Origin of the sequence: Staphylococcus massiliensis (genome assembly GCF_043186315.1) — a bacterium.
GTDB lineage: Bacteria > Bacillota > Bacilli > Staphylococcales > Staphylococcaceae > Staphylococcus > Staphylococcus massiliensis.
On sequence record NZ_CP171119.1, the window covers coordinates 1274512 to 1298964 of the forward strand.

General features: G+C 39.1%; 16 protein-coding genes, 26 tRNA genes and 3 rRNA genes. 42 read left to right on the top strand and 3 right to left on the bottom strand.

Annotated features, from left to right (window positions below; all coding sequences use genetic code 11):
* Positions 1-37 precede the first annotated feature (37 nt).
* The 3 genes from mutY to ACF3N8_RS06125 all read left to right on the top strand — a co-directional run bounded on the left by mutY (position 38) and on the right by ACF3N8_RS06125 (position 3528).
* Complete coding sequence (mutY, locus tag ACF3N8_RS06115) at positions 38-1078, top strand: A/G-specific adenine glycosylase (RefSeq protein ID WP_009385399.1); 1041 nt, start codon at positions 38-40, stop codon at positions 1076-1078.
* Positions 1079-1162: 84 nt separating this feature from the next.
* On the top strand, positions 1163-1705 hold the full coding sequence (locus tag ACF3N8_RS06120; RefSeq protein WP_009385401.1) for a DUF402 domain-containing protein: 543 nt from the start codon (positions 1163-1165) through the stop codon (positions 1703-1705).
* Between the two features lie 83 nt (positions 1706-1788).
* Positions 1789-3528 carry an ABC transporter ATP-binding protein gene (locus ACF3N8_RS06125; protein WP_392449766.1) on the top strand — a complete coding sequence of 580 codons (1740 nt, stop codon included), beginning with the start codon at positions 1789-1791 and terminating at the stop codon, positions 3526-3528.
* A gap of 198 nt (positions 3529-3726) precedes the next feature.
* Here ACF3N8_RS06125 and ACF3N8_RS06130 read toward each other — a convergent pair whose 3' ends face one another.
* Positions 3727-5061 carry an IS1182 family transposase gene (locus ACF3N8_RS06130; protein ID WP_103370597.1) on the bottom strand — a complete coding sequence of 445 codons (1335 nt, stop codon included), beginning with the start codon at positions 5059-5061 and terminating at the stop codon, positions 3727-3729.
* Positions 5062-5257: 196 nt separating this feature from the next.
* Between ACF3N8_RS06130 and ACF3N8_RS06135 the strand changes: the two genes are divergently transcribed.
* Positions 5258-6883, top strand: coding sequence for an FMN-binding glutamate synthase family protein (locus tag ACF3N8_RS06135; protein WP_238101241.1), 1626 nt, complete (start codon positions 5258-5260; stop codon positions 6881-6883).
* Positions 6884-7063: 180 nt separating this feature from the next.
* Here the strand turns inward: ACF3N8_RS06135 and ACF3N8_RS06140 are convergent, their stop codons facing one another.
* Positions 7064-8161 carry an aromatic acid exporter family protein gene (locus ACF3N8_RS06140; RefSeq protein WP_238101240.1) on the bottom strand — a complete coding sequence of 366 codons (1098 nt, stop codon included), beginning with the start codon at positions 8159-8161 and terminating at the stop codon, positions 7064-7066.
* 66 nt (positions 8162-8227) lie between these two features.
* Positions 8228-9514, bottom strand: coding sequence for a glutamate-1-semialdehyde 2,1-aminomutase (locus ACF3N8_RS06145; RefSeq protein ID WP_392449767.1), 1287 nt, complete (start codon positions 9512-9514; stop codon positions 8228-8230).
* An 80-nt stretch (positions 9515-9594) separates the two neighbouring features.
* On the opposite strand from ACF3N8_RS06145, the gene ACF3N8_RS06150 reads away from it, so the two are divergent.
* The 38 genes from ACF3N8_RS06150 to ACF3N8_RS06335 all read left to right on the top strand — a co-directional run bounded on the left by ACF3N8_RS06150 (position 9595) and on the right by ACF3N8_RS06335 (position 24399).
* Positions 9595-10053, top strand: a complete 459-nt coding sequence (locus ACF3N8_RS06150) for a peroxiredoxin (protein ID WP_009385261.1) — start codon at positions 9595-9597, stop codon at positions 10051-10053.
* Between the two features lie 4 nt (positions 10054-10057).
* Positions 10058-11011: a phosphoglycerate dehydrogenase gene (locus tag ACF3N8_RS06155; protein WP_009385259.1), complete on the top strand. Its 954-nt coding sequence runs from the start codon at positions 10058-10060 to the stop codon at positions 11009-11011.
* Positions 11012-11105: 94 nt separating this feature from the next.
* A complete protein-coding gene (gene perR, locus ACF3N8_RS06160) occupies positions 11106-11558 on the top strand; it encodes a peroxide-responsive transcriptional repressor PerR (RefSeq protein WP_009385257.1) in 453 nt (150 codons plus the stop codon).
* 643 nt (positions 11559-12201) lie between these two features.
* Positions 12202-13751: ribosomal RNA gene (locus ACF3N8_RS06165) — 16S ribosomal RNA — on the top strand.
* A gap of 104 nt (positions 13752-13855) precedes the next feature.
* Positions 13856-13932 (top strand) — tRNA-Ile (locus ACF3N8_RS06170).
* Positions 13933-13941: 9 nt separating this feature from the next.
* A tRNA-Ala gene (locus ACF3N8_RS06175) sits at positions 13942-14017 on the top strand.
* A gap of 146 nt (positions 14018-14163) precedes the next feature.
* Positions 14164-17087: ribosomal RNA gene (locus ACF3N8_RS06180) — 23S ribosomal RNA — on the top strand.
* A gap of 73 nt (positions 17088-17160) precedes the next feature.
* A 5S ribosomal RNA gene (gene rrf / locus ACF3N8_RS06185) occupies positions 17161-17275 on the top strand.
* Together the 16S, 23S and 5S rRNA genes with 25 tRNA genes alongside form the textbook arrangement of a ribosomal RNA operon.
* Before the next feature lie 11 nt (positions 17276-17286).
* Positions 17287-17362, top strand: a tRNA-Val gene (locus ACF3N8_RS06190).
* Between the two features lie 11 nt (positions 17363-17373).
* Positions 17374-17449: transfer RNA gene (locus ACF3N8_RS06195), tRNA-Thr, on the top strand.
* 6 nt (positions 17450-17455) lie between these two features.
* A tRNA-Lys gene (locus ACF3N8_RS06200) sits at positions 17456-17531 on the top strand.
* A gap of 5 nt (positions 17532-17536) precedes the next feature.
* Positions 17537-17618 (top strand) — tRNA-Leu (locus ACF3N8_RS06205).
* Positions 17619-17621: 3 nt separating this feature from the next.
* Positions 17622-17696: transfer RNA gene (locus ACF3N8_RS06210), tRNA-Gly, on the top strand.
* Positions 17697-17703: 7 nt separating this feature from the next.
* Positions 17704-17792: transfer RNA gene (locus ACF3N8_RS06215), tRNA-Leu, on the top strand.
* An 18-nt stretch (positions 17793-17810) separates the two neighbouring features.
* Positions 17811-17884: transfer RNA gene (locus ACF3N8_RS06220), tRNA-Arg, on the top strand.
* 10 nt (positions 17885-17894) lie between these two features.
* Positions 17895-17968, top strand: a tRNA-Pro gene (locus ACF3N8_RS06225).
* A gap of 18 nt (positions 17969-17986) precedes the next feature.
* A tRNA-Ala gene (locus tag ACF3N8_RS06230) sits at positions 17987-18062 on the top strand.
* Positions 18063-18094: 32 nt separating this feature from the next.
* A tRNA-Met gene (locus ACF3N8_RS06235) sits at positions 18095-18168 on the top strand.
* A gap of 26 nt (positions 18169-18194) precedes the next feature.
* Positions 18195-18268 (top strand) — tRNA-Ile (locus tag ACF3N8_RS06240).
* 10 nt (positions 18269-18278) lie between these two features.
* A tRNA-Ser gene (locus ACF3N8_RS06245) sits at positions 18279-18371 on the top strand.
* 21 nt (positions 18372-18392) lie between these two features.
* Positions 18393-18466, top strand: a tRNA-Met gene (locus tag ACF3N8_RS06250).
* Positions 18467-18477: 11 nt separating this feature from the next.
* A tRNA-Asp gene (locus ACF3N8_RS06255) sits at positions 18478-18553 on the top strand.
* A gap of 10 nt (positions 18554-18563) precedes the next feature.
* Positions 18564-18636: transfer RNA gene (locus tag ACF3N8_RS06260), tRNA-Phe, on the top strand.
* A gap of 5 nt (positions 18637-18641) precedes the next feature.
* Positions 18642-18717, top strand: a tRNA-Thr gene (locus tag ACF3N8_RS06265).
* A 4-nt stretch (positions 18718-18721) separates the two neighbouring features.
* Positions 18722-18802 (top strand) — tRNA-Tyr (locus tag ACF3N8_RS06270).
* An 11-nt stretch (positions 18803-18813) separates the two neighbouring features.
* Positions 18814-18887, top strand: a tRNA-Trp gene (locus ACF3N8_RS06275).
* A 2-nt stretch (positions 18888-18889) separates the two neighbouring features.
* Positions 18890-18962 (top strand) — tRNA-His (locus ACF3N8_RS06280).
* A gap of 12 nt (positions 18963-18974) precedes the next feature.
* A tRNA-Gln gene (locus tag ACF3N8_RS06285) sits at positions 18975-19046 on the top strand.
* A gap of 5 nt (positions 19047-19051) precedes the next feature.
* Positions 19052-19126 (top strand) — tRNA-Cys (locus tag ACF3N8_RS06290).
* Positions 19127-19137: 11 nt separating this feature from the next.
* Positions 19138-19212: transfer RNA gene (locus tag ACF3N8_RS06295), tRNA-Gly, on the top strand.
* Between the two features lie 14 nt (positions 19213-19226).
* Positions 19227-19301, top strand: a tRNA-Gly gene (locus tag ACF3N8_RS06300).
* Between the two features lie 291 nt (positions 19302-19592).
* The gene (locus ACF3N8_RS06305; protein WP_238093261.1) at positions 19593-20060 is read left to right on the top strand and encodes a hypothetical protein; all 468 of its coding nucleotides are present in this window, start codon (positions 19593-19595) and stop codon (positions 20058-20060) included.
* 172 nt (positions 20061-20232) lie between these two features.
* Positions 20233-21393 carry an MFS transporter gene (locus ACF3N8_RS06310; RefSeq protein ID WP_238100954.1) on the top strand — a complete coding sequence of 387 codons (1161 nt, stop codon included), beginning with the start codon at positions 20233-20235 and terminating at the stop codon, positions 21391-21393.
* Between the two features lie 189 nt (positions 21394-21582).
* A complete protein-coding gene (locus ACF3N8_RS06315) occupies positions 21583-21846 on the top strand; it encodes a hypothetical protein (RefSeq protein ID WP_009384170.1) in 264 nt (87 codons plus the stop codon).
* Between the two features lie 202 nt (positions 21847-22048).
* The gene (locus ACF3N8_RS06320) at positions 22049-22315 is read left to right on the top strand and encodes a hypothetical protein (protein WP_009384169.1); all 267 of its coding nucleotides are present in this window, start codon (positions 22049-22051) and stop codon (positions 22313-22315) included.
* Positions 22316-22811: 496 nt separating this feature from the next.
* Positions 22812-22894 (top strand) — tRNA-Leu (locus tag ACF3N8_RS06325).
* Positions 22895-22979: 85 nt separating this feature from the next.
* Positions 22980-23243: a hypothetical protein gene (locus ACF3N8_RS06330; protein ID WP_009384165.1), complete on the top strand. Its 264-nt coding sequence runs from the start codon at positions 22980-22982 to the stop codon at positions 23241-23243.
* Between the two features lie 100 nt (positions 23244-23343).
* Positions 23344-24399: a PTS transporter subunit IIC gene (locus tag ACF3N8_RS06335; protein WP_238093265.1), complete on the top strand. Its 1056-nt coding sequence runs from the start codon at positions 23344-23346 to the stop codon at positions 24397-24399.
* Positions 24400-24453: the final 54 nt, after the last annotated feature.

The window sequence follows — 24453 nt, forward strand, 5'->3', positions numbered from 1 at the left end:
GATAACAAAATTAACACATATTGAAAGTAGTGATTTTATGTATGATGCATCAACGTTTAAGTCAGACTTGTTGAAATGGTATGACGAAAATAAAAGAGAAATGCCGTGGCGCAATACGTCGAATCCTTATTATATTTGGCTTAGTGAAGTCATGTTACAACAAACACAAGTGAATACGGTCATTGATTACTATCATCGTTTCACAAGGGCTTTTCCTACAATGGAAGCTTTAAGCGAAGCAAAAGAAGATGATGTTCTTAAAATGTGGGAAGGTCTCGGCTATTACAGTCGAGCAAGAAACTTTCATCACGCTGTGAAAGATGTCGTGAACCACTATGATGGTGTGGTACCAAGTGATGCGAAAAAGTTCGGCGACTTAAAAGGGGTAGGTCCTTATACGAAAGCTTCGGTATTGAGTATCGCGTTTAACAAACCGCTTCCTGCCGTCGATGGAAATGTGTTCAGAGTTTGGTCACGTCTTAATACGATTTATGAGGATATTAAAAAGCCTGCAACGCGTAAAATGTTTGAACGTGACTTAGAACCATATGTTCAAGATCGTTCAGGTGAATTTAACCAAGCGATGATGGAACTCGGCGCAACGGTGTGTACGCCAAAGCAACCCTTATGCTTATTCTGTCCGATACAATCACATTGTGAAGCATTTGACAAGGGCGTCGTCATGGAATTGCCGGTTAAATCTAAGTTAAAGAAGAAGAAATCGATCACACAATATGTATTTCTCATTGAAAATGAACAAGGCGACCTGCTTGTAGAGAAGCGTACGGAACGTTTGCTTAAAGATATGTGGCAATTTCCAATGTATGAACATGATTATGCGGAAGCATTGCTTGATAGTGAGCTTGATATACAAGTTCATGTTGACCGTGAACCTGATTTCAAACTGAAGCATCAGTTTACACACTTAACATGGCATATGTATGTATTTCAGCTAAAAGATACACGTGTGACACAACGAAGTTTGCCTGAAAACATGACATACATGCCTAAAAAGGATAAAGAAACGTTTAATTTCCCAGTGTCTATGACGAAGGTTTTCAATCACTTTTACACGTAAAAAGTTATAGGCATACTATTTATGAAAAATTGACGCTCATGATATACTAATTTTGGAATACTAAATATAAAGGTGGTGTGGAAAGTGGTCAAAGAATCCATACCAGAGGAAGGTCAGGTACTTAAAATTCAGAGTTACAAACATGATGGTAGCTTACACCGTGTTTGGTCTGAAACAACGATTCTAAAAGGAACTGACCATGTCGTTATTGGAGGAAATGATCATACACTTGTCACAGAAAGTGATGGTCGCACTTGGATAACTAGAGAACCAGCTATTGTGTATTTTCATTCTGAATATTGGTTTAATGTGATATGTATGTTCCGTGAAGATGGTGTGTATTATTACTGTAACCTTTCTTCACCATTCGTATGTGATGAAGAAGCTTTAAAATACATCGACTATGACTTAGATGTAAAAGTATATCCGAATGGTAAATACCATCTACTCGACGAAGATGAGTACGAACAACATATGAAACAAATGAATTATCCAAAGGACATTGATCATATTTTGAGACGAAGTGTTGATATCTTACAACAATGGATCGAACAAAAGAAAGGTCCATTTGCGCCTGACTTTATTAAAGTATGGCGTGAACGCTTCAAAAAAATTCATAACCAATAAATCAGATTGTTCATATTAAGTCATCAACAGCCTAAGCGTTTTGTCTTGGGCTGTTTCGTTTTGAGACGAGAAAGGAGCAGAATATGATAAGACGTTACCTACAATTCGTTAAACCTTACAAATGGCTCATTGTTGGTACGATTATCGTCGGCATCATAAAATTTGGGATTCCGTTATTAATTCCACTACTGATCAAGTACGTGATTGATGGCGTCATTAATAATCCAGATTTAGTCGTCGATCAAAAAATTCAACGTTTAATTATAGCACTATCCATTGCGACGTTTATATTCGTGATTGTTAGACCGCCGATTGAATATTTAAGACAATATCTCGCGCAATGGACAAGTAACAAAATTTTATATGACATTCGTAAGAAGTTATATAGTCATTTACAAGCCTTAAGTACTCGTTATTACGCGAATAACAAGGCAGGGGAAATCATCTCACGCGTCATTAATGACGTCGAGCAATCTAAAGACTTCATTTTAACTGGTCTCATGAATATATGGCTAGATTGTATTACGATTGGTATCGCACTGACAGTCATGTTCTTCTTGGACATCAGACTTACTTTCGCGGCGATGATCATATTCCCATTCTACATTTTAACCGTATATTTCTTCTTCGGTCGTTTACGTGCCTTAACACGTAAACGTTCTCAAGCATTAGCTGAAGTACAAGGGTTCTTACATGAACGCGTTCAAGGTATGTCTGTAATTAAAAGCTTCGCCATTGAACGTAACGAAGCTAAGAACTTTGATCGTAAAAACCGTAACTTCCTTGAAAAGGCCTTTAAGCATACGAGATGGAATGCGTATTCATTCTCAGCTATTAACACCGTTACGGATGTTGGCCCATTAATCGTTATTGGTTACGGTGCTTACTTAGCAATTACAGGTTCCGTTACAGTTGGTACGCTTGCAGCATTCGTAAGTTACCTTGAACAACTATTTGGTCCACTTCGTAGACTTGTATCATCATTCACGACGCTTACACAAAGTTTTGCGTCAATGGACCGTGTGTTCCAATTATTTGATGAAAAGTATGATATTAAAAACGAGCATGACGCTAAGAAGATTCCAATTAAAGAAGGTAATATCGAGTTACATGACGTTTCATTTAAATACAATCAAAATGAAAAGTACGTACTTAACGGCATTAATCTTTCCATTCATCAAGGTGAAACTGTCGCATTCGTTGGTATGAGTGGTGGCGGTAAGTCGACATTAATTAACTTAATACCGAGATTCTATGATACGACAGAAGGTTATATTACGATTGATAATCATGATATAAAATCCTTCTTCACTGAAAGCTTACGTCACCAAATCGGTCTCGTACAGCAAGATAACATTTTATTCTCGGATACCGTAAAAGAGAATATTTTACTTGGTAAGCCTGATGCGAGCGATGATGAAATCGTTGAAGCGGCTAAAATGGCGAATGCGCATGATTTTATCATGAGTTTACCGAATGGCTATGATACAGAAGTTGGTGAACGTGGCGTTAAATTATCAGGCGGTCAAAAACAACGTTTATCAATTGCGCGTATCTTCTTAAATAATCCGCCAATATTAATTCTAGACGAAGCAACAAGTGCATTAGACCTTGAAAGTGAAGCAATTATTCAAGAAGCATTAAATATCTTAAGTCGAGACCGTACGACATTAATCGTGGCGCACCGTTTATCTACGATTACTCACGCAGATAAAATTGTTGTCATTGAGAATGGTGAAATCGTTGAAATGGGCGACCATCAGACGCTACTTCAAAAAGAGGGCGCTTACGCTCGACTATTCAACATTCAAAACTTGTCATAAGTTTCATTAAATATATGATAATGTACGTTTAAATTGTTTGAATGCCTAGAGAAAATGGGAAAGACACTACTAGTGTCTTTCTCAGACTGTAGACAAACTATCGTTATAGCATATAAAAAGTGTAACGGTAGTTTGTTTTTTTATGATTTTTTCGAAAATATGTATAAAATTCTTTAAAATAGAAGTCCTCACGGACTCTTATGTAAGCCACGTAGCTACTTTTTTCAAATTCATCGCAGCACAAGTAAACATCGTATCCATTGTCACCTTTCCTAAACCTCGAAAACGTGTCCATCTCATACCATGTTGCTCTTTAGCATCACCAAATCGTCTTTCTATTGTTTGGCTTCTCATTTTATATATTTTTTTAATTGAATCCATAAACCTTAAGTCTTCAACTATATCCAAATCATCTTGCCATACATGCCTTTGGATTTGTTTTTGAAACTGTTTATTTTCGGTACATTTACTCAATAATGGGCATTCACGACATGTGTCAGAACTTGACATATATAGTCTGTGTCCAGTGGGCATAGTTCTTTTGTAAGTTAAAAACTCATCATTAGGACAAATATAACTATCATAATATTCATCGTAGATGAAATCGCGATTTTTGAAGAAACCTTCTTTTCCTTTTGGCCGAGTATACGGCATCACGGGTATCATTAATTTTTCAATAAGATAGTGTGCGTTAGCTGGAGTCTTATAACCAGAATCAACTGCTACATATCTCGCCTTTAAACCTAATTTCTCCATTCTTTCTATCATAGGTTTCAATTGTGTACTATCATGGACATTTCCTGGAGTGACATGTGAATCTAAAATGAAGCCGTGTCTATCGACACATGCATGTAGCGAATAGGCAAATTGCTTTTCTCTCTCGCTCTTCACATAATAACCAGACTCTGGATCAGTTTTACTTTCTTTTATATATTTAGTTTTCACTTCCTTTTTCTTTTTTATAGGCTTTTTTCCATCGGCTTTTCTTAGAAGATTTACTTCATCATCCAATTCTTTTTGGTATGCTTTGGCTTCAATTTGAACAACTTTCTTAATATATTTATTTTTATTGGCATTGGCTTTAATATGAGTTGAATCGATAAAAATTTGCTCGGTATTAATAAGATCATTTTCAAAAGCAATTTCTAAGATGTGTTGGAAGATTTCTTCAAATACCTTATTATCATAAAATCGGCGGGTATAGTTTTTGCTAAAAGTACCGAAATGAGGGACTTTATCAAAGAATCCATAACCTAAGTACCATCGGTACGCTACATTAGTGTGAATTTCTTTTATAGTTTGTCTCATAGATTTAATACCGAATAATTTTTGAATTAGAAGGATTTTTACTAGAATTACAGGGTCTATAGAAGGTCTGCCATTATCTAAGCAGTATTTATCTTTCACTAAATCATAAACAAAGTTAAGATCTAAGACTTTTTCAACTTTACGTAACAAGTGATCATCAGGAACTAACTGAGATATTGAAATCATTTCAAATTGTTCTCTGTTATTGGAAGATTTATTTAGCATACTATCACCTCAATATCTTATTACTATTATTATACTAGAAATGGGCAAACAGGTTGTTATGTAAAATATTGAAAAATAAAAAATGCCGACAAGTCCGTAGGACTTTGTCGACAGTCTGGGAAAGACACTACTAGTGTCTTTCTTTTTTTATGGATTTTTTACTATCAAAATATATTAGGTGTGGGGGGAATATACAATGACGTTACTTACAATTCTACAACTAATCGTTAATATCGTATTAGTCGCAGTAGTATTAGTGTTACTTATCATTGGTTTAACGTTACTTGTAACTGATAGACGCCAAAAGCAACATAGTGTGCTTAGAAACTATCCGTTACTTGCGCGCGTGCGTTACTTTTTAGAAAAGATAGGTCCGGAACTCAGACAATATCTATTCTCGGAAGACCATCAGGGTCGCCCATTTTCAAGAAGTGATTACACAAATATTGTTAAAGCAGGTAAGTACAATTCACGCATGGCAAGTTTTGGTACTACGCATGATTACAAATATGGATTCTTTATCCAAAATGCGCTTTATCCTAAACAAGCAAATCAACTTGATATCAATCAAGATAAAATGATTTCAACATTCTTGTATAAAATCGATAATGAAAGACTATTTGATCGTGACGAGCATAGAGAAAAAGCAGAAATCGATCCATTTAAACTAGGGGATGAACATAAGATTGTCCTTGGTGAAAGCCTTAAACATCCGTTTGTGACAGACCGTTTAGTAGGTCAATCTGGTATGAGTTACGGTGCTTTAGGTGGTAAGGCTATCACAACTCTATCACTTGGTTTAGCTAGAGCTGTTACATGGATGAATACCGGTGAAGGTGGCATGTCTAAACACCATTTAGCTGGCGATGTTGATATTATTTATCAAATCGGACCTGGTCTATTTGGTGTCAGAGATAAAGCAGGTAACTTCAAAGAGGAAGAATTTATTAAAAAAGCAGAACATAAAAATATTCGTGCATTTGAATTAAAACTTGCGCAAGGTGCAAAAACTCGTGGTGGACATTTAGAAGGGGAAAAGGTTTCAGAAGAAATTGCTGAAATCCGTAATGTTGAACCACATAAAACTATTAATTCACCAAACCGTTTTGAATTTATTAATAGTACGAATGATTTACTTAACTTTGTACATAAGTTAAGAGAACTTGGTCAAAAACCAGTAGGCTTTAAAATTGTTATCGGTAACACACATGACATCGAAAATATGGTTAAAACGATGGCAGAACAGAATAAATTTCCTGACTTTATTACGATTGACGGTGGTGAAGGCGGTACAGGTGCTACATTCCAAGAGTTACAAGATGGTGTAGGTTTACCGTTATTCACAGCGTTACCATTACTTGATGGTTTACTTCAAAAATATGGAATCCGTGATAAAGTAAAAATCTTTGCTTCTGGTAAGTTAATTACGCCAGACAAAATTGCGATTGCTTTAGGTTTAGGTGCTGACTTAATCAACGTTGCTCGTGGTATGATGATCAGTGTTGGTTGTATCATGAGTCAACAATGTCACTTAAATACTTGTCCAGTTGGGGTAGCAACAACTGATCCTAAGAAAGAAAAAGCCTTAGTTGTTGAAGAGAAAGAGTATCGTGTAACGAACTATATTACAAGTTTACACGAAGGTTTATTCAATATCGCTGCTGCAGTAGGTGTTGAAAGCCCAACAGAAATTAGACAAGAACATATTATTTATAAGAGTCGCACAGGCCAAATTTCATCCATTTATGATTACAAACTTGATTTAGTAGATGATATTGAAGATGTTCATAGACATCCACAACAATCATCCGACCATCAATAATATAAAAGAAGGGTACGAGACTTTAATTAATTTCTACTAACAGCATGCTTTCCTGGGGCGTGGCTGGAGCCTGTAGTCTCCAGACTCACGCTACTCCCCTAGGAGTCAGCTGTTAGGAAATTAATTCAAATTCACTCTTTAAGTTGAATTTGATAAATTGTCTCGTACCCTTTTTCTATTTTATAAGTCGTAATCTTCTTCGACAATATTTAATTCGCGGTCTGAATGATGATATTTGAAGAAACTCAAGCGAATCACATCTAAATGTTCAATGTGATTACGGTACTCTTCAATAGATGCGATAATTTGCATAATATTTTCATAGCTATACGCATCTTGATCAGGATGATCAATGAGCTCGTGTTTAAATGCTTCAAACAACGGTGTCTTCTGTGGGTTTTTAATATACGTTAGATTTTCAATGACATCGAAGTGCGAGTTTTTACTAATACTGATGAGCACTTGTTCGTGATACGTAATCAAATCATGAATTTCAAGCTGAACTTGAAGCAATAAATCAGGTCCTAGCAAATGCAAATCATTTTGATAACGATGCATCTTCCTCAATACATCATACGCGCGTCTCGTCGTTAACACAAGTTGATTAAACAACACTTTCTTTCGAGTTTGTTCAAATGATTTCTTCCTTGAAAAGCCACGTCGTTCTTCTTTAAATAGTAAGTACAATTGATCAAGTTTGTTAACTCTTGTCTTAATCGCTTGTACATCATCCTTAATATGATGAAACTCCATGGATTCATTTAACACTAACTTAAATAATTGGAAGATTTCTGTCGAGATATTCATGGAGTTATGATACAACTTTGTTTCAAACTTAGGTGGTAAGAACGTTAAATTAACGATAAACGAACTTAAAACACCGATCATAACGAGCACGAATCTAAAGAATGCTGACATGTAAAACGAACCATCATGTTGACCCATTATAATGAGAGCCGTTACAGAAGCAAGCGTTGCAACGTGCGCGATTTTCATTTTATATAAAATTGCGATTAATAAGATCACCGTTGCACCCATAATTACAAAATTGCTTCCAAATAGTGTAACCATTATGACGGCTAGTATGGCACCTATCACGTTACCTTGAAATTGGTCGACTATCGTTTTAAGTGTCCGGTACACAGTTGGTTGCATCGCAACTACAGCTGAGATACCTGCTACTGCTGTCATTGAAGGGTTGTGTGGTAAAAGGGACGCAACTGCAACAGCTAAAATAATGGCAATTCCAGTTTTTAATATCCTTGCGCCTAACTTCATTCTTATCGCCCCCTTATCATTAACTGTAATCGCAATCTATTATACAACTTTACACGTCATCATGCTTTATAGTTGGCTAAAGGCATAATCAACTGCTTTAAGCGTTTCGTCGATATCTTGCTCAGTATGCTCTGTTGTCAGGAACCAAGCTTCGAATTTAGAAGGGGCTAGGTTGATACCTTGATGCAACATAAGTTTAAAGAATTTAGCAAACATTTCACCATCGGCATTATCAGCTTGGTCATAATGCGTTACTTTTTCATCTGTAAAGTATAGCGTTAAAGCACCTTTAACTCGGTTCACTGTAGCTGTGATGTTATGCTTATCGATTAATTCTAAGAGACCATCTTCAAGACGTTCACCTAACTTATCGAGCTTTTCATAAACGCCAGGTTGAGACAATACTTCGAGTAAAGCGATGCCGCCACGCATTGAAAGTGGGTTACCTGACATCGTACCCGCTTGATAAGCAGGTCCAAGCGGCGCAACTTGTTCCATAATATCTTGTTTACCACCGTAACCACCGATAGGTAAACCGCCGCCAATAATTTTACCGAACGCAGTTAAGTCAGGATACACATTTAATAAATCTTGAGCCGCACCGTAATGGAAACGAAAAGCTGTAATAACTTCATCATATACAACTAAGCCGCCATGCTCATGCGTAATTTCATTTACAGCTTCTAGAAAGCCAGGTTTAGGTTCTACCATGCCAAAGTTACCTACAATAGGTTCAACTAAGACACCAGCAACTTCGCTACCCCAATGTTCCATTGCTTCTTTAAAAGCATCGATGTCATTGAAAGGTACTGTGATCACTTCTTGCGCGACACTTTTAGGTACGCCTGCAGAATCAGGAGAACCTAATTGAGATGGACCACTTCCTGCTGCAACTAATACAAGGTCTGAGTGACCATGATAAGAGCCAGCGAATTTAATAATCTTATTACGATTTGTGTAAGCACGAGCAATACGAATTGTTGTCATAACAGCTTCAGTACCAGAGTTCACAAATCTTACCTTTTCTAATGAAGGAATGGCTTCTCTTAATTTTTTAGCAAAAGTAATTTCAAGCTCTGTAGGCGTACCATATAGGATACCTTTGTGCGCTTGATCTGCGATAGCTTTTGCAATATGAGGATGTGCATGACCTGTAATAATCGGACCATATGCTTGTAGGTAATCGATGTATTTATTACCATCTACATCAAATAAGTATTGACCTTGACCATGATCCATTACAACAGGAGCGCCACCGCCCACAGCTTTATAAGATCTAGAAGGTGAATTCACACCGCCTAAAATGTTTTCATTTGATAATTCTTGCAAGCGTTCACTTTCTGTAAACTTCATCATAACAACCTCTTTTAATTTAATATTTTCACTACTTATCGTATCATAAAAGTAATATCTATAAGAAATGAGTGAGATATATGTTACAAAAAGGTGATTTATTCCCTGATTTTAAATTAGAGAATCAAGACGGGGACATGATATCGAATGAAATAATTAAAGGAAGTAAAGCGATATTGTACTTTTACCCAAGAGACAATACGCCAACATGTACTCAAGAAGCCTGTGACTTTAGAGATAATCTCGCATACTTCAACGATTTAGACATTAAAGTGTATGGTATTAGTGGTGATACGAAGCGTAAACATCAAAACTTTGTAAATAAGTTAGACCTTAACTTTGATCTACTCGTAGATAAAGATTATAAACTTTCGGAAGCTACAGGTGTTTATCAATTAAAGAAAATGTTTGGTAAAGAATCTATGGGGATCGTAAGAACGACATTTATTGTTGATGAAGATGGCGTAATAATGGATGTCATAGAGAAAGTTAAAGTTAAAACACAAATCGATGAGATTAAATCTATAATAGGGGGATGATAAGATGTTAAAGGTAGTATCGCTCATGCGACTAGGCGACGTGGAAAACGAATTAGAAGAGAATTTTGATAACGTTACATTTAAGTTTTATAAGCATCCCGCTGTATTAGATGAAGCGGATAAAGAAGATATGGACATTTTAATTTCTTACCATGAAGCGGTAGATGAAACATTTATCAATGAATGTCCAAATCTGAAGTGGATTGCCTGGTTTGCTACAGGGGTTAATTCTTTACCTATGGATGTGCTCAAGGAAAAGGACATTCAACTTACTAATGCGAAAGGGGTACATAAGCGTCAACTTTCGGAATTCATACTTGCTTATATCTTAGATGATTACAAGTTAATGAAAGCATCATATGAAAATCAAACTAAGCATGTCTATGACCATAAGATGCAACCTACTTTAGTCGATGGTGAAAGAGTACTATTCTTAGGTACTGGCACGATACCTAAACATACTGCTAAGATTTTAAACGTATTAGGTATGCATACAATTGGTTTAAATACAGATGGTCATTCTGTAGAGGGTTTTGAAGAAACATATTCTATAGAAGAAAGACATCATATTTATCATAAGGCAGATATAATCGTGAATGTTTTACCTGAAACAAACGAAACAATTCATTTGCTGAAATCAGATGACTTTAAAGCGATGAATGATCATACGTTATTTATTAATGTAGGAAGAGGTACAATAGTCGAAACACAAGTACTTATTGACGCTTTAGAATCAAAGGAAATCAGAAAGGCATATGTAGATGTATTCGAAAATGAACCATTAAATGAAGATTCTCCATTATTTGAGACACAAAATTTATTCCTAACAGCACATATTACTGGAAACGGCACCCATAATAAAACAGAGGCTGCGCATATATTTGCAACTAACTTAAAACATTTTCTCAATAAGGATGGTCTAATTGAGAATGTCGTTGACTTAAATAAGGGTTATTAAAGGAATCACCGTTTTATGATTGACAATTTCCGTTATTTACTATTATATTTATATTAAGTAAGAATAATTCTTAAATAGAAAGACGGTGAACCTAATGAGTGCAGAATTAGAGTCAGTTGAGCATCAACTTGAAGAATCAATTGCTTCTTTAAGAGCTGCTGGTGTTCGTATCACACCTCAAAGACAAGCAATCTTACAATTTCTCATTGCTTCTGATACACATCCAACTGCCGATGAAATATACCAAGCACTTTCACCTGATTTTCCTAATATAAGTGTAGCGACAATATATAACAATCTACGCGTTTTCAAAAAGACTGGAATTGTTAAAGAGCTCACGTACGGTGACGCTTCAAGTCGTTTCGATTTTGAAACTCATAATCATTATCATGTTATTTGTGAAAAGTGCGGTAAAATAGTAGATTTTCATTACCCTCAGTTAGATGAAGTAGAACAGCTTGCACAACATGTAACAGATTTTAATGTGACGCATCATCGCATGGAAATTTACGGTGTTTGTCAATCTTGTCAAGATAACAATCAATAACTACTATTTATTTAAACTATATAGGTTAATTCATTACTATCATTTTATTTTAGGTCGAGACTTTCTGAGTCTCGACTTTTTTATATGAAAGCTATTGTAAATTTAAGTTTAAGAAGTGGTTTTCGTGTAATAACTATAGTAATATTGTCTCATTTGGACATAATCAACCACGGTGTTATATCATATTTAAGGAAATTTAATATGATATAAGAAAATTTAATTTTTAGGTGAAAAATTAACCAAAAATTTAATTAAAAAGTGATTGACGGTATTAAGAAGTATTTGCTATGATATAAAAGTCGTCAAAAACGGACGACACATAAAACGTTATTAATAAATTTCTTTTTGAAAGTGTAATTTTAACTCTTGATTTCTTATTAATAACGTAATAATATAGTTAATGTTGACGCAACAAAGTTAACACTAACTAAACAAATTAATTCCTAATAAATAAAATTAAAAAGTTCTTGACATTACATTTTAGTTTTGTTATAGTAATTAATTGTAGCGACAAAAAATGAACATTGAAAACTGAATGACAATATGTCAACGTTAATTCTTGATAAACGTTGCTGTGACAGTTAGTCACACAACAAACCAAGCAATCAATTGCTTAAATTTTAGAGTCAATCAAACAAACATTTTTATGGAGAGTTTGATCCTGGCTCAGGATGAACGCTGGCGGCGTGCCTAATACATGCAAGTCGAGCGAACTGACGAGGAGCTTGCTCCTTTGACGTTAGCGGCGGACGGGTGAGTAACACGTGGGTAACCTACCTATAAGACTGGAATAACTCCGGGAAACCGGGGCTAATGCCGGATAACATGTTGAACCGCATGGTTCAACATTGAAAGGCGGTTTTGCTGTCACTTATAGATGGACCTGCGCCGTATTAGCTAGTTGGTGAGGTAATGGCTTACCAAGGCGACGATACGTAGCCGACCTGAGAGGGTGATCGGCCACACTGGAACTGAGACACGGTCCAGACTCCTACGGGAGGCAGCAGTAGGGAATCTTCCGCAATGGACGAAAGTCTGACGGAGCAACGCCGCGTGAGTGATGAAGGTTTTCGGATCGTAAAGCTCTGTTATTAGGGAAGAACAAGTGCGTAGGTAACTATGCGCACCTTGACGGTACCTAATCAGAAAGCCACGGCTAACTACGTGCCAGCAGCCGCGGTAATACGTAGGTGGCAAGCGTTATCCGGAATTATTGGGCGTAAAGCGCGCGTAGGCGGTTTCTTAAGTCTGATGTGAAAGCCCACGGCTCAACCGTGGATGGTCATTGGAAACTGGGGAACTTGAGTGCAGAAGAGGAAAGTGGAATTCCATGTGTAGCGGTGAAATGCGCAGAGATATGGAGGAACACCAGTGGCGAAGGCGACTTTCTGGTCTGTAACTGACGCTGATGTGCGAAAGCGTGGGGATCAAACAGGATTAGATACCCTGGTAGTCCACGCCGTAAACGATGAGTGCTAAGTGTTAGGGGGTTTCCGCCCCTTAGTGCTGCAGCTAACGCATTAAGCACTCCGCCTGGGGAGTACGATCGCAAGATTGAAACTCAAAGGAATTGACGGGGACCCGCACAAGCGGTGGAGCATGTGGTTTAATTCGAAGCAACGCGAAGAACCTTACCAAATCTTGACATCCTTTGACCGCTCTAGAGATAGAGTTTTCCCCTTCGGGGGACAAAGTGACAGGTGGTGCATGGTTGTCGTCAGCTCGTGTCGTGAGATGTTGGGTTAAGTCCCGCAACGAGCGCAACCCTTAAGCTTAGTTGCCATCATTAAGTTGGGCACTCTAAGTTGACTGCCGGTGACAAACCGGAGGAAGGTGGGGATGACGTCAAATCATCATGCCCCTTATGATTTGGGCTACACACGTGCTACAATGGACGGTACAAAGGGTCGCTAAACCGCGAGGTCAAGCAAATCCCATAAAGCCGTTCTCAGTTCGGATTGTAGTCTGCAACTCGACTACATGAAGCTGGAATCGCTAGTAATCGTAGATCAGCATGCTACGGTGAATACGTTCCCGGGTCTTGTACACACCGCCCGTCACACCACGAGAGTTTGTAACACCCGAAGCCGGTGGAGTAACCTTTGGAGCTAGCCGTCGAAGGTGGGACAAATGATTGGGGTGAAGTCGTAACAAGGTAGCCGTATCGGAAGGTGCGGCTGGATCACCTCCTTTCTAAGGATATAACGGAACAACTTCTTAAGAAGTTGAAATGATAAACAAGAAAGCGTGACATATTGTATTCAGTTTTGAATGTTTATAGCATTCAAATGTGAGATGGGCCTATAGCTCAGCTGGTTAGAGCGCACGCCTGATAAGCGTGAGGTCGGTGGTTCGAGTCCACTTAGGCCCACCATTCGAATATGGGGGATTAGCTCAGCTGGGAGAGCGCCTGCTTTGCACGCAGGAGGTCAGCGGTTCGAACCCGCTATTCTCCACCATTATAATTGTACATTGAAAACTAGATAAGTAAGTAAAATAGATTTTACCAAGCAAAACCGAGTGAATAAGAGTTTAATTAAGCTTGAATTCAAAAAATAATCGCTAGTTATTGACCAACGGTCAGTAACACACATGATTAATAACAGATTAAGTTATTAAGGGCGCACGGTGGATGCCTTGGCACTAGAAGCCGATGAAGGACGTTACTAACGACGATATGCTTTGGGGAGCTGTAAGTAAGCTGTGATCCAGAGATTTCCGAATGGGGGAACCCAGCACAAGTTATGTTGTGTTATCGACATGTGAATTCATAGCATGTCAGAAGGCAGACCCGGAGAACTGAAACATCTTAGTACCCGGAGGAAGAGAAAGAAAAATCGATTCCCTGAGTAGCGGCGAGCGAAACGGGAAGAGCCCAAACCAATAGGCTTGCCTATTGGGGTTGTAGGACACTCTATACGGAGTTACAAAGGAAAATGTTAGACGAATCATCTGGAAAGATGAATCAAAGAAGGTAATAATCCTGTAGTCGAAAATGTTTTCTCTCTTGAGTGGATCCTGAGTACGACGGAGCACGTGAAATTCCGTCGGAATCTAGGAGGACCATCTCCTAAGGCTAAATACTCTCTAGTGACCGATAGTGAACCAGTACCGTGAGGGAAAGGTGAAAAGTACCCCGGAAGGGGAGTGAAAGAGAACTTGAAACCGTGTGCTTACAAATAGTCAGAGCCCGTTAATGGGTGATGGCGTGCCTTTTGTAGAATGAACCGGCGAGTTACGATCTGATGCAAGGTTAAGCAGCAAATGTGGAGCCGTAGCGAAAGCGAGTCTGAATAGGGCGAGATAGTATTTGGTCGTAGACCCGAAACCAGGTGATCTACCCATGGCCAGGCTGAAGTTCAGGTAACACTGAATGGAGGGCCGAACCGACTTACGTTGAAAAGTGAGCGGATGAGCTGTGGGTAGCGGAGAAATTCCAATCGAACTTGGAGATAGCTGGTTCTCTCCGAAATAGCTTTAGGGCTAGCCTCAAGTGATGATTATTGGAGGTAGAGCACTGTTTGGACGAGGGGCCCCTCTCGGGTTACCGAATTCAGACAAACTCCGAATGCCAAATAATTTAACTTGGGAGTCAGAACGTGGGTGATAAGGTCCATGTTCGAAAGGGAAAGAGCCCAGACCACCAGCTAAGGTCCCAAAATATATGTTAAGTGGAAAAGGATGTGGCGTTGCCCAGACAACTAGGATGTTGGCTTAGAAGCAGCCATCATTTAAAGAGTGCGTAATAGCTCACTAGTCGAGTGACACTGCGCCGAAAATGTACCGGGGCTAAACATATTACCGAAGCTGTGGATTGTCCTTCGGACAATGGTAGGAGAGCGTTCTAAGGGCGGTGAAGCATGATCGCAAGGACATGTGGAGCGCTTAGAAGTGAGAATGCCGGTGTGAGTAGCGAAAGACGGGTGAGAATCCCGTCCACCGATTGACTAAGGTTTCCAGAGGAAGGCTCGTCCGCTCTGGGTTAGTCGGGTCCTAAGCTGAGGCCGACAGGCGTAGGCGATGGATAACAGGTTGATATTCCTGTACCACCTATTATCGTTTTAAGCGATGGGGGGACGCAGTAGGATAGGCGAAGCGTGCTGTTGGAGTGCACGTCCAAGCAGTAAGACTGAGTGTTAGGCAAATCCGGCACTCATAAGGTTGAGCTGTGATGGGGAGAGGAAATACGTTTCCTCGAGTCGTTGATTTCACACTGCCAAGAAAAGCCTCTAGCTAGATACTTGGTGCCCGTACCGCAAACCGACACAGGTAGTCAAGATGAGAATTCTAAGGTGAGCGAGCGAACTCTCGTTAAGGAACTCGGCAAAATGACCCCGTAACTTCGGGAGAAGGGGTGCTCTTTGGGGTGTATGCCCGGAAGAGCCGCAGTGAATAGGCCCAAGCGACTGTTTATCAAAAACACAGGTCTCTGCTAAACCGTAAGGTGATGTATAGGGGCTGACGCCTGCCCGGTGCTGGAAGGTTAAGAGGAGTGGTTAGCTTCTGCGAAGCCACGAATCGAAGCCCCAGTAAACGGCGGCCGTAACTATAACGGTCCTAAGGTAGCGAAATTCCTTGTCGGGTAAGTTCCGACCCGCACGAAAGGCGTAACGATTTGGGCACTGTCTCAACGAGAGACTCGGTGAAATCATAGTACCTGTGAAGATGCAGGTTACCCGCGACAGGACGGAAAGACCCCGTGGAGCTTTACTGTAGCCTGATATTGAAATTCGGCACAGCTTGTACAGGATAGGTAGGAGCCTTAGAAACGTGAGCGCTAGCTTACGTGGAGGCGTTGGTGGGATACTACCCTAGCTGTGTTGGCTTTCTAACCCGCACCATTTATCATGGTGGGAGACAGTGTCAGGCGGGCAGTTTGACTGGGGCGGTCGCCTCCCAAAGTGTAACGGAGGCGCTCAAAGGTTCCCTCAGAATGGTTGGAAATCATTCATAGAGTGTAAAGGCATAAGGGAGCTTGACTGCGAGACCTACAAGTCGAGCAGGGTCGAAAGACGGACTTAGTGATCCGGTGGTTCCGCATGGAAGGGCCATCGCTCAACGGATAAAAGCTACCCCGGGGATAACAGGCTTATCTCCCCCAAGAGTTCACATCGACGGGGAGGTTTGGCACCTCGATGTCGGCTCATCGCATCCTGGGGCTGTAGTCGGTCCCAAGGGTTGGGCTGTTCGCCCATTAAAGCGGTACGCGAGCTGGGTTCAGAACGTCGTGAGACAGTTCGGTCCCTATCCGTCGTGGGCGTAGGAAATTTGAGAGGAGCTGTCCTTAGTACGAGAGGACCGGGATGGACATACCTCTGGTGTACCAGTTGTCGTGCCAACGGCATAGCTGGGTAGCTATGTATGGACGGGATAAGTGCTGAAAGCATCTAAGCATGAAGCCCCCCTCAAGATGAGATTTCCCAACTTCGGTTATAAGATCCCTCAAAGATGATGAGGTTAATAGGTTCGAGGTGGAAGCGTAGCGATACGTGGAGCTGACGAATACTAATCGATCGAAGACTTAATCAATTTTAAATGTTTTGTCTTGGTTTTATCATTTACTTACTATCTAGTTTTGAATGTATAAGTTACATTCTTATAGTTTGGTGACAATAGCAAAGAGGTCACACCTGTTCCCATGCCGAACACAGAAGTTAAGCTCTTTAGCGCCGATGGTAGTCGGACTTACGTTCCGCAAGAGTAGGACGTTGCCAAGCTATTACATATAGGAGAATTAGCTCAGCTGGGAGAGCATCTGCCTTACAAGCAGAGGGTCGGCGGTTCGAACCCGTCATTCTCCACCATTTAAATATTAGCCGGCCTAGCTCAACTGGTAGAGCAACTGACTTGTAATCAGTAGGTTGGGGGTTCAAGTCCTCTGGCCGGCACCATCTCAAGAGCCATTAGCTCAGTTGGTAGAGCATCTGACTTTTAATCAGAGGGTCAGAGGTTCGAATCCTCTATGGCTCACCATTTAAGCGGGTGTGGCGGAATTGGCAGACGCACTAGACTTAGGATCTAGCGCCTCACGGCGTGGGGGTTCGACTCCCTTCACCCGCATATGCAGAAGTAGTTCAGCGGTAGAATACAACCTTGCCAAGGTTGGGGTCGCGGGTTCGAATCCCGTCTTCTGCTCCATTATTTTGCCGGGGTGGCGGAACTGGCAGACGCACAGGACTTAAAATCCTGCGGTAAGAGATTACCGTACCGGTTCGATTCCGGTCCTCGGCACCATTATTCATTAAAATATATGCGCCCGTAGCTCAACTGGATAGAGCGTTTGACTACGGATCAAAAGGCTATGGGTTCGACTCCTATCGGGCGCATTCATTTATACGGGAAGTAGCTCAGCTTGGTAGAGCACTTGGTTTGGGACCAAGGGGTCGTAGGTTCGAATCCTGTCTTCCCGACTACTAAGTTTTAGTAATGGGGGATTAGCTCAGCTGGGAGAGCGCCTGCTTTGCACGCAGGAGGTCAGCGGTTCGAACCCGCTATTCTCCACCATTTAAATGAAAATAAAGAGAAATAGATAATAGGGCGGCGTAGCTCAGCTGGCTAGAGCGTACGGTTCATACCCGTGAGGTCGGGGGTTCGATCCCCTCCGCCGCCACTAATATTAATTACGGATTATATTTAGGACCTTTAGCTCAGTTGGTTAGAGCTAACGGCTCATAACCGTTCGGTCGCAGGTTCGAATCCTGCAAGGTCCATATAATTTTTGGAGGAATACCCAAGTCCGGCTGAAGGGATCGGTCTTGAAAACCGACAGGGGCTTAACGGCCCGCGGGGGTTCGAATCCCTCTTCCTCCGCCATTTTTATTTAAATACTATTATCGCGGGATGGAGCAGTTCGGTAGCTCGTCGGGCTCATAACCCGAAGGTCGGTGGTTCGAATCCGCCTCCCGCAATTTTATATTTAGGTCCCGTAGTGTAGCGGTTAACACGCCTGCCTGTCACGCAGGAGATCGCGGGTTCGATTCCCGTCGGGACCGCCATTGTTATTATGGTTCAGTAGCTCAGTCGGTAGAGCAAAGGACTGAAAATCCTTGTGTCGGCAGTTCGATTCTGTCCTGAACCATATTGGCCGGCCTAGCTCAACTGGTAGAGCAACTGACTTGTAATCAGTAGGTTGGGGGTTCAAGTCCTCTGGCCGGCACCATCTTGGAGGGGTAGCGAAGTGGCTAAACGCGGCGGACTGTAAATCCGCTCCTTCGGGTTCGGCAGTTCGAATCTGCCCCCCTCCACTCATATCAATAGGGGCATAGTTCAACGGTAGAATAGAGGTCTCCAAAACCTTTGATGTGGGTTCGATTCCTACTGCCCCTGCCATGGCGGTTGTGGCGAAGTGGTTAACGCACCGGATTGTGGTTCCGGCATTCGTGGGTTCGATTCCCATCAACCGCCCTTTATTATTAATGGGCTATAGCCAAGCGGTAAGGCAACGGACTTTGACTCCGTCACGCGCTGGTTCGAATCCAGCTAGCCCAGTTATTGGCGGCATAGCCAAGTGGTAAGGCCGAGGTCTGCAAAACCTCTATTCACCGGTTCAAATCCGGTTGCCGCCTCCATTGATATTTATGCGGGAGTAGTTCAACTCTTAGAACACATTCCTTCCCGGAATGAGATATAGGTGCAAGTCCTATCTTCCGCTCCATTTTAATTTCATATGCGGGAGTAGTTTAATTCTTAGAACACATTCCTTCCCGGAATGAGATATAGGTGTAAGTCCTATCTTCCGCTCCAATTATTACTTCCAGAATGGAAGCTTTTTTTATGCCTTTTTTTAGAAATCTACCATTCAAGTTAACAAACCTTCTTTTTCAAATCTCAATAGTTTAATTCAACCAGTTATTTTAAATGTTAAAATTATATGTATCAGTTATAACTATAAATACTCTATATTCAAGATGTTTATTAACTCATAGTTAAATTAATATGAATATTTGATTAAGTGTATTAAATTTCTTCAATTTTACTAATTAAGTATGCTATAATTAATTTGCAAGACAACATAATTGAATAGGAGGGTTATAGATGAAACTTAAAGCGCTGAGCTCTTTAATCTTTTCTGTAATTATAGCCGGCATGTTCTTCTTAATGAGTAATTCATCTGCTCAAGCAGCTGAACTTCCTTATGCCGATTCTATAAATGAGTTGAAAAGTAGTGTAAGTGATCATCAAGTTGTTCAACACATCGATTCAGCAGTGAATTCTAATCAACAACGCGTTGAACTTGTACGCTTAACGAATTCAGTAGACCAAGGTCAACCTACTGACAACTACAGTGTTAAACAGTCTACTAATTTTCAAACTCAAATTTCAGAGCAGCAAAACGCTTCAGGGCAAGTCAGTCAACAAGCTACACACAACAAAGCCAATCCAACTAATTTAAACGAGACTGGACAAGCTAATCCTTCTCAACAACAAGCAGTTAACCACTATGGTGATAACGAAACTGCCGTTACATCTGTTAACGTAACGAATAACAATTATTACTATTAATATCATCATTTAACATAGATTAAAAGCACTGGACATCGCGTCCAGTGCTTTTTGTTTATCCCCTAATTAAAAGAAAATTACTAATATTACATATTTTAGAATATATATTTACAAATATTAACTTTAAAACTAATATAGAGGATATTGAATTCTATAAGAAAGAAGGTTAATCATGTCATTAAGATATAACAGGATAACTACTATCCTTTTCTTTATAGGGCTTTTCGTGATGATTAGTCTTTATTGTGCGATTCCTATAGAGCAACAAGTTGCTGAAGGTTTGCACGTAGACAAGGGTAGTATCGCGCTTTCAAGTGTATGTTTCTCACTGTCATTTGCGATAGGTTGTTTATTCTATGGTATTCTTTCTGATAAATTCGGACGAAAAGTTGTCATTTCAGCTGGTTTACTTATTTTAACTATTATGACGCTCGCGATTACATTCGCGCAATCATTCCAATACTTCATTATTTTAAGATCATTACAAGGACTATTTGCAGCGACATTCTCACCAGTCGCTTTAACATATGTCACAGAGATGTTTCCTGCACGTAAACGTGTTACAGCAATTAGTTTTATTAGTACTGGTTTCCTTTTAGCAGGTGTCATCGGACAAATTTTTAGTGAGCTTATCGCTTCTTCACTAGGTTGGCAATATGTCTTTCTTATTTTAAGTGTACTTTACTTAGTATCATTAATCGCAGTAATCTTTTTTATACCTAAAAGTCCATACAAACAAGCTGACATTGATATCATTAGCTTCTTTAGTAATTTTAAATCAATTAGTAAAAATAAAAGCATCATTTTAACGTATATTATAGCATTTCTATTATTGATGAGTTTCGTTAATATGTATGCCGTTTTAAATCTTTACTTAAACTCACCTCAGATTAATGCAGGTACTGAAGTCGCATATATCATTAAATTATTAGGTGTCATTGGTATGATACTATCATTAACTTCAGGTAGATTAAGTGACCGTTACAGTGTTAAAACAGTTTTATTCTTTGCCTTATTATTTGGTAGTGTCTTCTTAATTCTACTAGGACTTTCTGAAAACATTCTTATAATAGGGACATTAAGTGTCTTATTCGTTACATGTGTTTCATTCGCTGTTCCAAGCTTAATTTCTAAGATTGGTTTATTAACTAAAGAAAACAAAGGATTCTTCCTTTCAGTTAATACCTTCTTATTATTCTTAGGTACAGCAGTATCTCCAATTATCATTGGTTACATCCAAGCGATTGGCAATTATACAATCATGTTTACGTCGATAGGGGCACTACTATTCATAGGCTTTATCGCGTCAACTTGCTTACCTAAAATTAGATAATAAATTCAAGAACTAGATATGATCTAGTTCTTTTTTATATGCAATTATTTCATAAATTATGTTATCGTATTTAAGTATGCTTATTTACTAAAAGAAACTTATATAAAATATATCATTATGTTATGTTAAATGAAACGTTTTTGGGGTTCTAATCATAGTTTATAAACGAAACGCTCAAGAGGTGATTATATGGAACGTATCGTAGGAATTGGTATCAATATACTTAACTACTTACCTTTATTCGTACTCATCATCTTATTTAATAGCTTAAGCAACTTATTCGCTGGAATGTTTGTGTTAGCGATAACGTCAGTCGTTTTACTATTCGTTTCAGTACTTATGCATAGCTATACAACGAACCACAAACGCTTGTGGTTGGTAAGCATGATCCTAAATGGTTTAAATGTCCTAGTTACGCTTACAACTACGTTCGTCATGTTTGCTTTACAATAACGTCTATTCAAATTGAGTGCTTTTTTACATTATTATCAAGACATCACAGTTAAGACCTTTATTTACCTTTGAAAAGCCCTTTAGAAAAGTTTTACGAAATGAGTTGAATTTCGATTAATGCTTAATTGCAAGGCATTTAAAAAAAGTTCAATAAACACTTAAAAACTTACTTAGTTTATCAAATTAGAAAGGAGTGTCGACGATGAAAAACGTAATGCGATTACTGCAAATATTAAATTACATCTTTCTTATACTATTAATTGTCGCAAGTTACAACAAGGTCGTTGATGGCTTTAGCCTTGTGGCTCTATTCGCCGGTACGTCAATCATCATTTTAATTGTAGATGTTATACTTAGACGCGCTAAGAAAATCTCGGATAGTAGCTTTGTAAGAAACATTCTACTTTGTGTATTAAATTTAGTTATTATTATCCCAATTATTTTTTATTTCATGTGGGTAGGCTTTTAAATTTTATAAAGGTTAATTCATACATTCATACTAAGTTAGAAATGTATAGATTAAAGTGGTCACTTTCAACAATGTAAGAGCAAACATTGAATATCTTTAGCAATTGCTTAGGAAGGTGATGTTATGAATCGTCATATATGCTGGATATTAAATATTTTGAATTATACGCAACTCTCGTTTACGATGGTTATTTTTCAAGATGCGTTTTGGCGTTTGATTGGGGTACCGCTATTCGTAGCAACATCCTTCATATTAGCCTTAGTTTCATCGGGTCTATCAAAGACGTTAAAAAGCCATCATAAGATATGGAAAATTAGTGCGATCTTAAATATAGTTAATATCGTATTAGCCTATATACTCGCTCGATTTTTTATCATGTAGTTTGATTACTAAGCAATCGCACCATATTGACGAAACGTCTAACTAATAGTATAATATATTAAATCAATAAAATATTAATCGATACAAGATTAATATTTTGAACTTCTAAAGGTTAGCCAGTGTGGTGGAATTGGCAGACACGCTAGACTCAAAATCTAGTTCTGAATAAGAGTGCCGGTTCGAGCCCGGCCACTGGTATCAAGAGACGTTTCCTCATTTAATGGGGAAACGTCTTTTTTTGTTAAAACTATTATCAATAGCCATAAAGAGAAAGGAAGGCATTATGAAACCGTTTTTCACGATTATCAGTTTGCTTAATTATATTTACTTTATCATTTCACAAAGTACGCACTTTATATTAGATACGCACAAAGCACTCATACCTATGACTATTTTCCCGGCGATATGCTTAATTTTAATCCTTTTAACGTTTATACCTATGCTTCATAATCGTAGCTGGAAACCAATCGTTATGCTTAATGCGATAGGCTTTGCGATACTAACACCGCTTGTATGGATCATCGCTTGGAACGGACTTCCGTTCTAAGTGCAATAAGATACCGAAATATGCAATCTCCTATTGTAGTTTTACCTGCCTTATACTATGATTATAGATATTGTAAACAAATAGAAGGAGATTATTAACAATGGAAGAATCGAAGTTTTCCTTCAAAAGTTTCTTCAACAATTTACTAAACGCCATTGGTGCTGGGGTAGTAATCGCATTATTACCAAATGCTTTGCTAGGTGAATTGCTGAAGTTCTTTAAGGAAGGGCAACCTTTTTTAGAATTAATTTACCAAATCGTTACAGTTATTCAATTCTTTATGTCATTCATTATTGGTGTGCTTGCTGCGAATGCGCTTAAATTCGGTGGTCCAGGTTCAGCAATGGTAGGAACTGCTTGTATGATTGGTTCTGGTGCGCTTCATTTTCAAGATGGGGCGATTGTTTTAAAAGGTATAGGCGATATTATTAACTTAATTATCGTACTTACGATTGCTTGTTTATTATATATGTTCTTAAATGGAAAGTTCGGCTCATTTGATATGATTATCTTGCCTGTCTTAATACCAGTTGTCAGTGCTGTAATAGGGCTGCTTACGTTGCCACATGTTTCAAAGGTAACGAAAGCGCTAGGTCAACTGATCAATGGTTTCACAGAACTTAATCCGTTATTAATGAGTATTCTAATCGCTGTATTCTACTCATTATTTATGGTGACACCGATTTCTTTAGTCGCTATCGCAACTGCGATTAGTTTAACAGGGCTAGGCAGTGGTGCTGCCAATATGGGTATTGTTGCAGCCTGCGTAACGTTTATATTCGGTTCACTACGTATTAATGCTACAGGTATTAACCTGATCCTTATTGTCGGTGCAGCTAAGATGATGATTCCTGTTTACTTTAAACATCCAATTATCGCGGTGCCATTATTTATAAATGGTGTCATCGCCGGTATCATCACCTATTTAATCGGCATTAAAGGAACGCCAATGTCAGCTGGCTTTGGTTATACTGGATTAGTCGGTCCACTCAATGCATTAAATCGCATGGACGGGGATACGACTATGAATATCATCTTACTCATTTTTGGTTATTTCATTATACCTTTCGTGTGCGGCTTTATTGTCCACCAGGTTTGTAAGAAGTGGTTACCAGGCTACGATGACAAGATATTTAAATTCGAAACAGTTAAATAACCTACATGCACCATCGATTTTCCCTTTTGAAAAGCCACGTGCGTTTAATAAGTC

What these genes read in the sequence shown, in the direction of transcription:
- mutY (WP_009385399.1), top strand. Translation starts at nt 38, where the DNA reads ATGTATGATGCATCAACGTTTAAGTCAGACTTGTTGAAATGGTATGAC.
- ACF3N8_RS06125 (WP_392449766.1), top strand. Translation starts at nt 1,789, where the DNA reads ATGATAAGACGTTACCTACAATTCGTTAAACCTTACAAATGGCTCATT.
- ACF3N8_RS06130 (WP_103370597.1), bottom strand. Translation starts at nt 5,061, where the DNA reads ATGCTAAATAAATCTTCCAATAACAGAGAACAATTTGAAATGATTTCA.
- ACF3N8_RS06135 (WP_238101241.1), top strand. Translation starts at nt 5,258, where the DNA reads ATGACGTTACTTACAATTCTACAACTAATCGTTAATATCGTATTAGTC.
- ACF3N8_RS06140 (WP_238101240.1), bottom strand. Translation starts at nt 8,161, where the DNA reads ATGAAGTTAGGCGCAAGGATATTAAAAACTGGAATTGCCATTATTTTA.
- ACF3N8_RS06145 (WP_392449767.1), bottom strand. Translation starts at nt 9,514, where the DNA reads ATGAAGTTTACAGAAAGTGAACGCTTGCAAGAATTATCAAATGAAAAC.
- ACF3N8_RS06150 (WP_009385261.1), top strand. Translation starts at nt 9,595, where the DNA reads ATGTTACAAAAAGGTGATTTATTCCCTGATTTTAAATTAGAGAATCAA.
- ACF3N8_RS06155 (WP_009385259.1), top strand. Translation starts at nt 10,058, where the DNA reads ATGTTAAAGGTAGTATCGCTCATGCGACTAGGCGACGTGGAAAACGAA.
- perR (WP_009385257.1), top strand. Translation starts at nt 11,106, where the DNA reads ATGAGTGCAGAATTAGAGTCAGTTGAGCATCAACTTGAAGAATCAATT.
- ACF3N8_RS06305 (WP_238093261.1), top strand. Translation starts at nt 19,593, where the DNA reads ATGAAACTTAAAGCGCTGAGCTCTTTAATCTTTTCTGTAATTATAGCC.
- ACF3N8_RS06310 (WP_238100954.1), top strand. Translation starts at nt 20,233, where the DNA reads ATGTCATTAAGATATAACAGGATAACTACTATCCTTTTCTTTATAGGG.
- ACF3N8_RS06315 (WP_009384170.1), top strand. Translation starts at nt 21,583, where the DNA reads ATGGAACGTATCGTAGGAATTGGTATCAATATACTTAACTACTTACCT.
- ACF3N8_RS06320 (WP_009384169.1), top strand. Translation starts at nt 22,049, where the DNA reads ATGAAAAACGTAATGCGATTACTGCAAATATTAAATTACATCTTTCTT.
- ACF3N8_RS06330 (WP_009384165.1), top strand. Translation starts at nt 22,980, where the DNA reads ATGAAACCGTTTTTCACGATTATCAGTTTGCTTAATTATATTTACTTT.
- ACF3N8_RS06335 (WP_238093265.1), top strand. Translation starts at nt 23,344, where the DNA reads ATGGAAGAATCGAAGTTTTCCTTCAAAAGTTTCTTCAACAATTTACTA.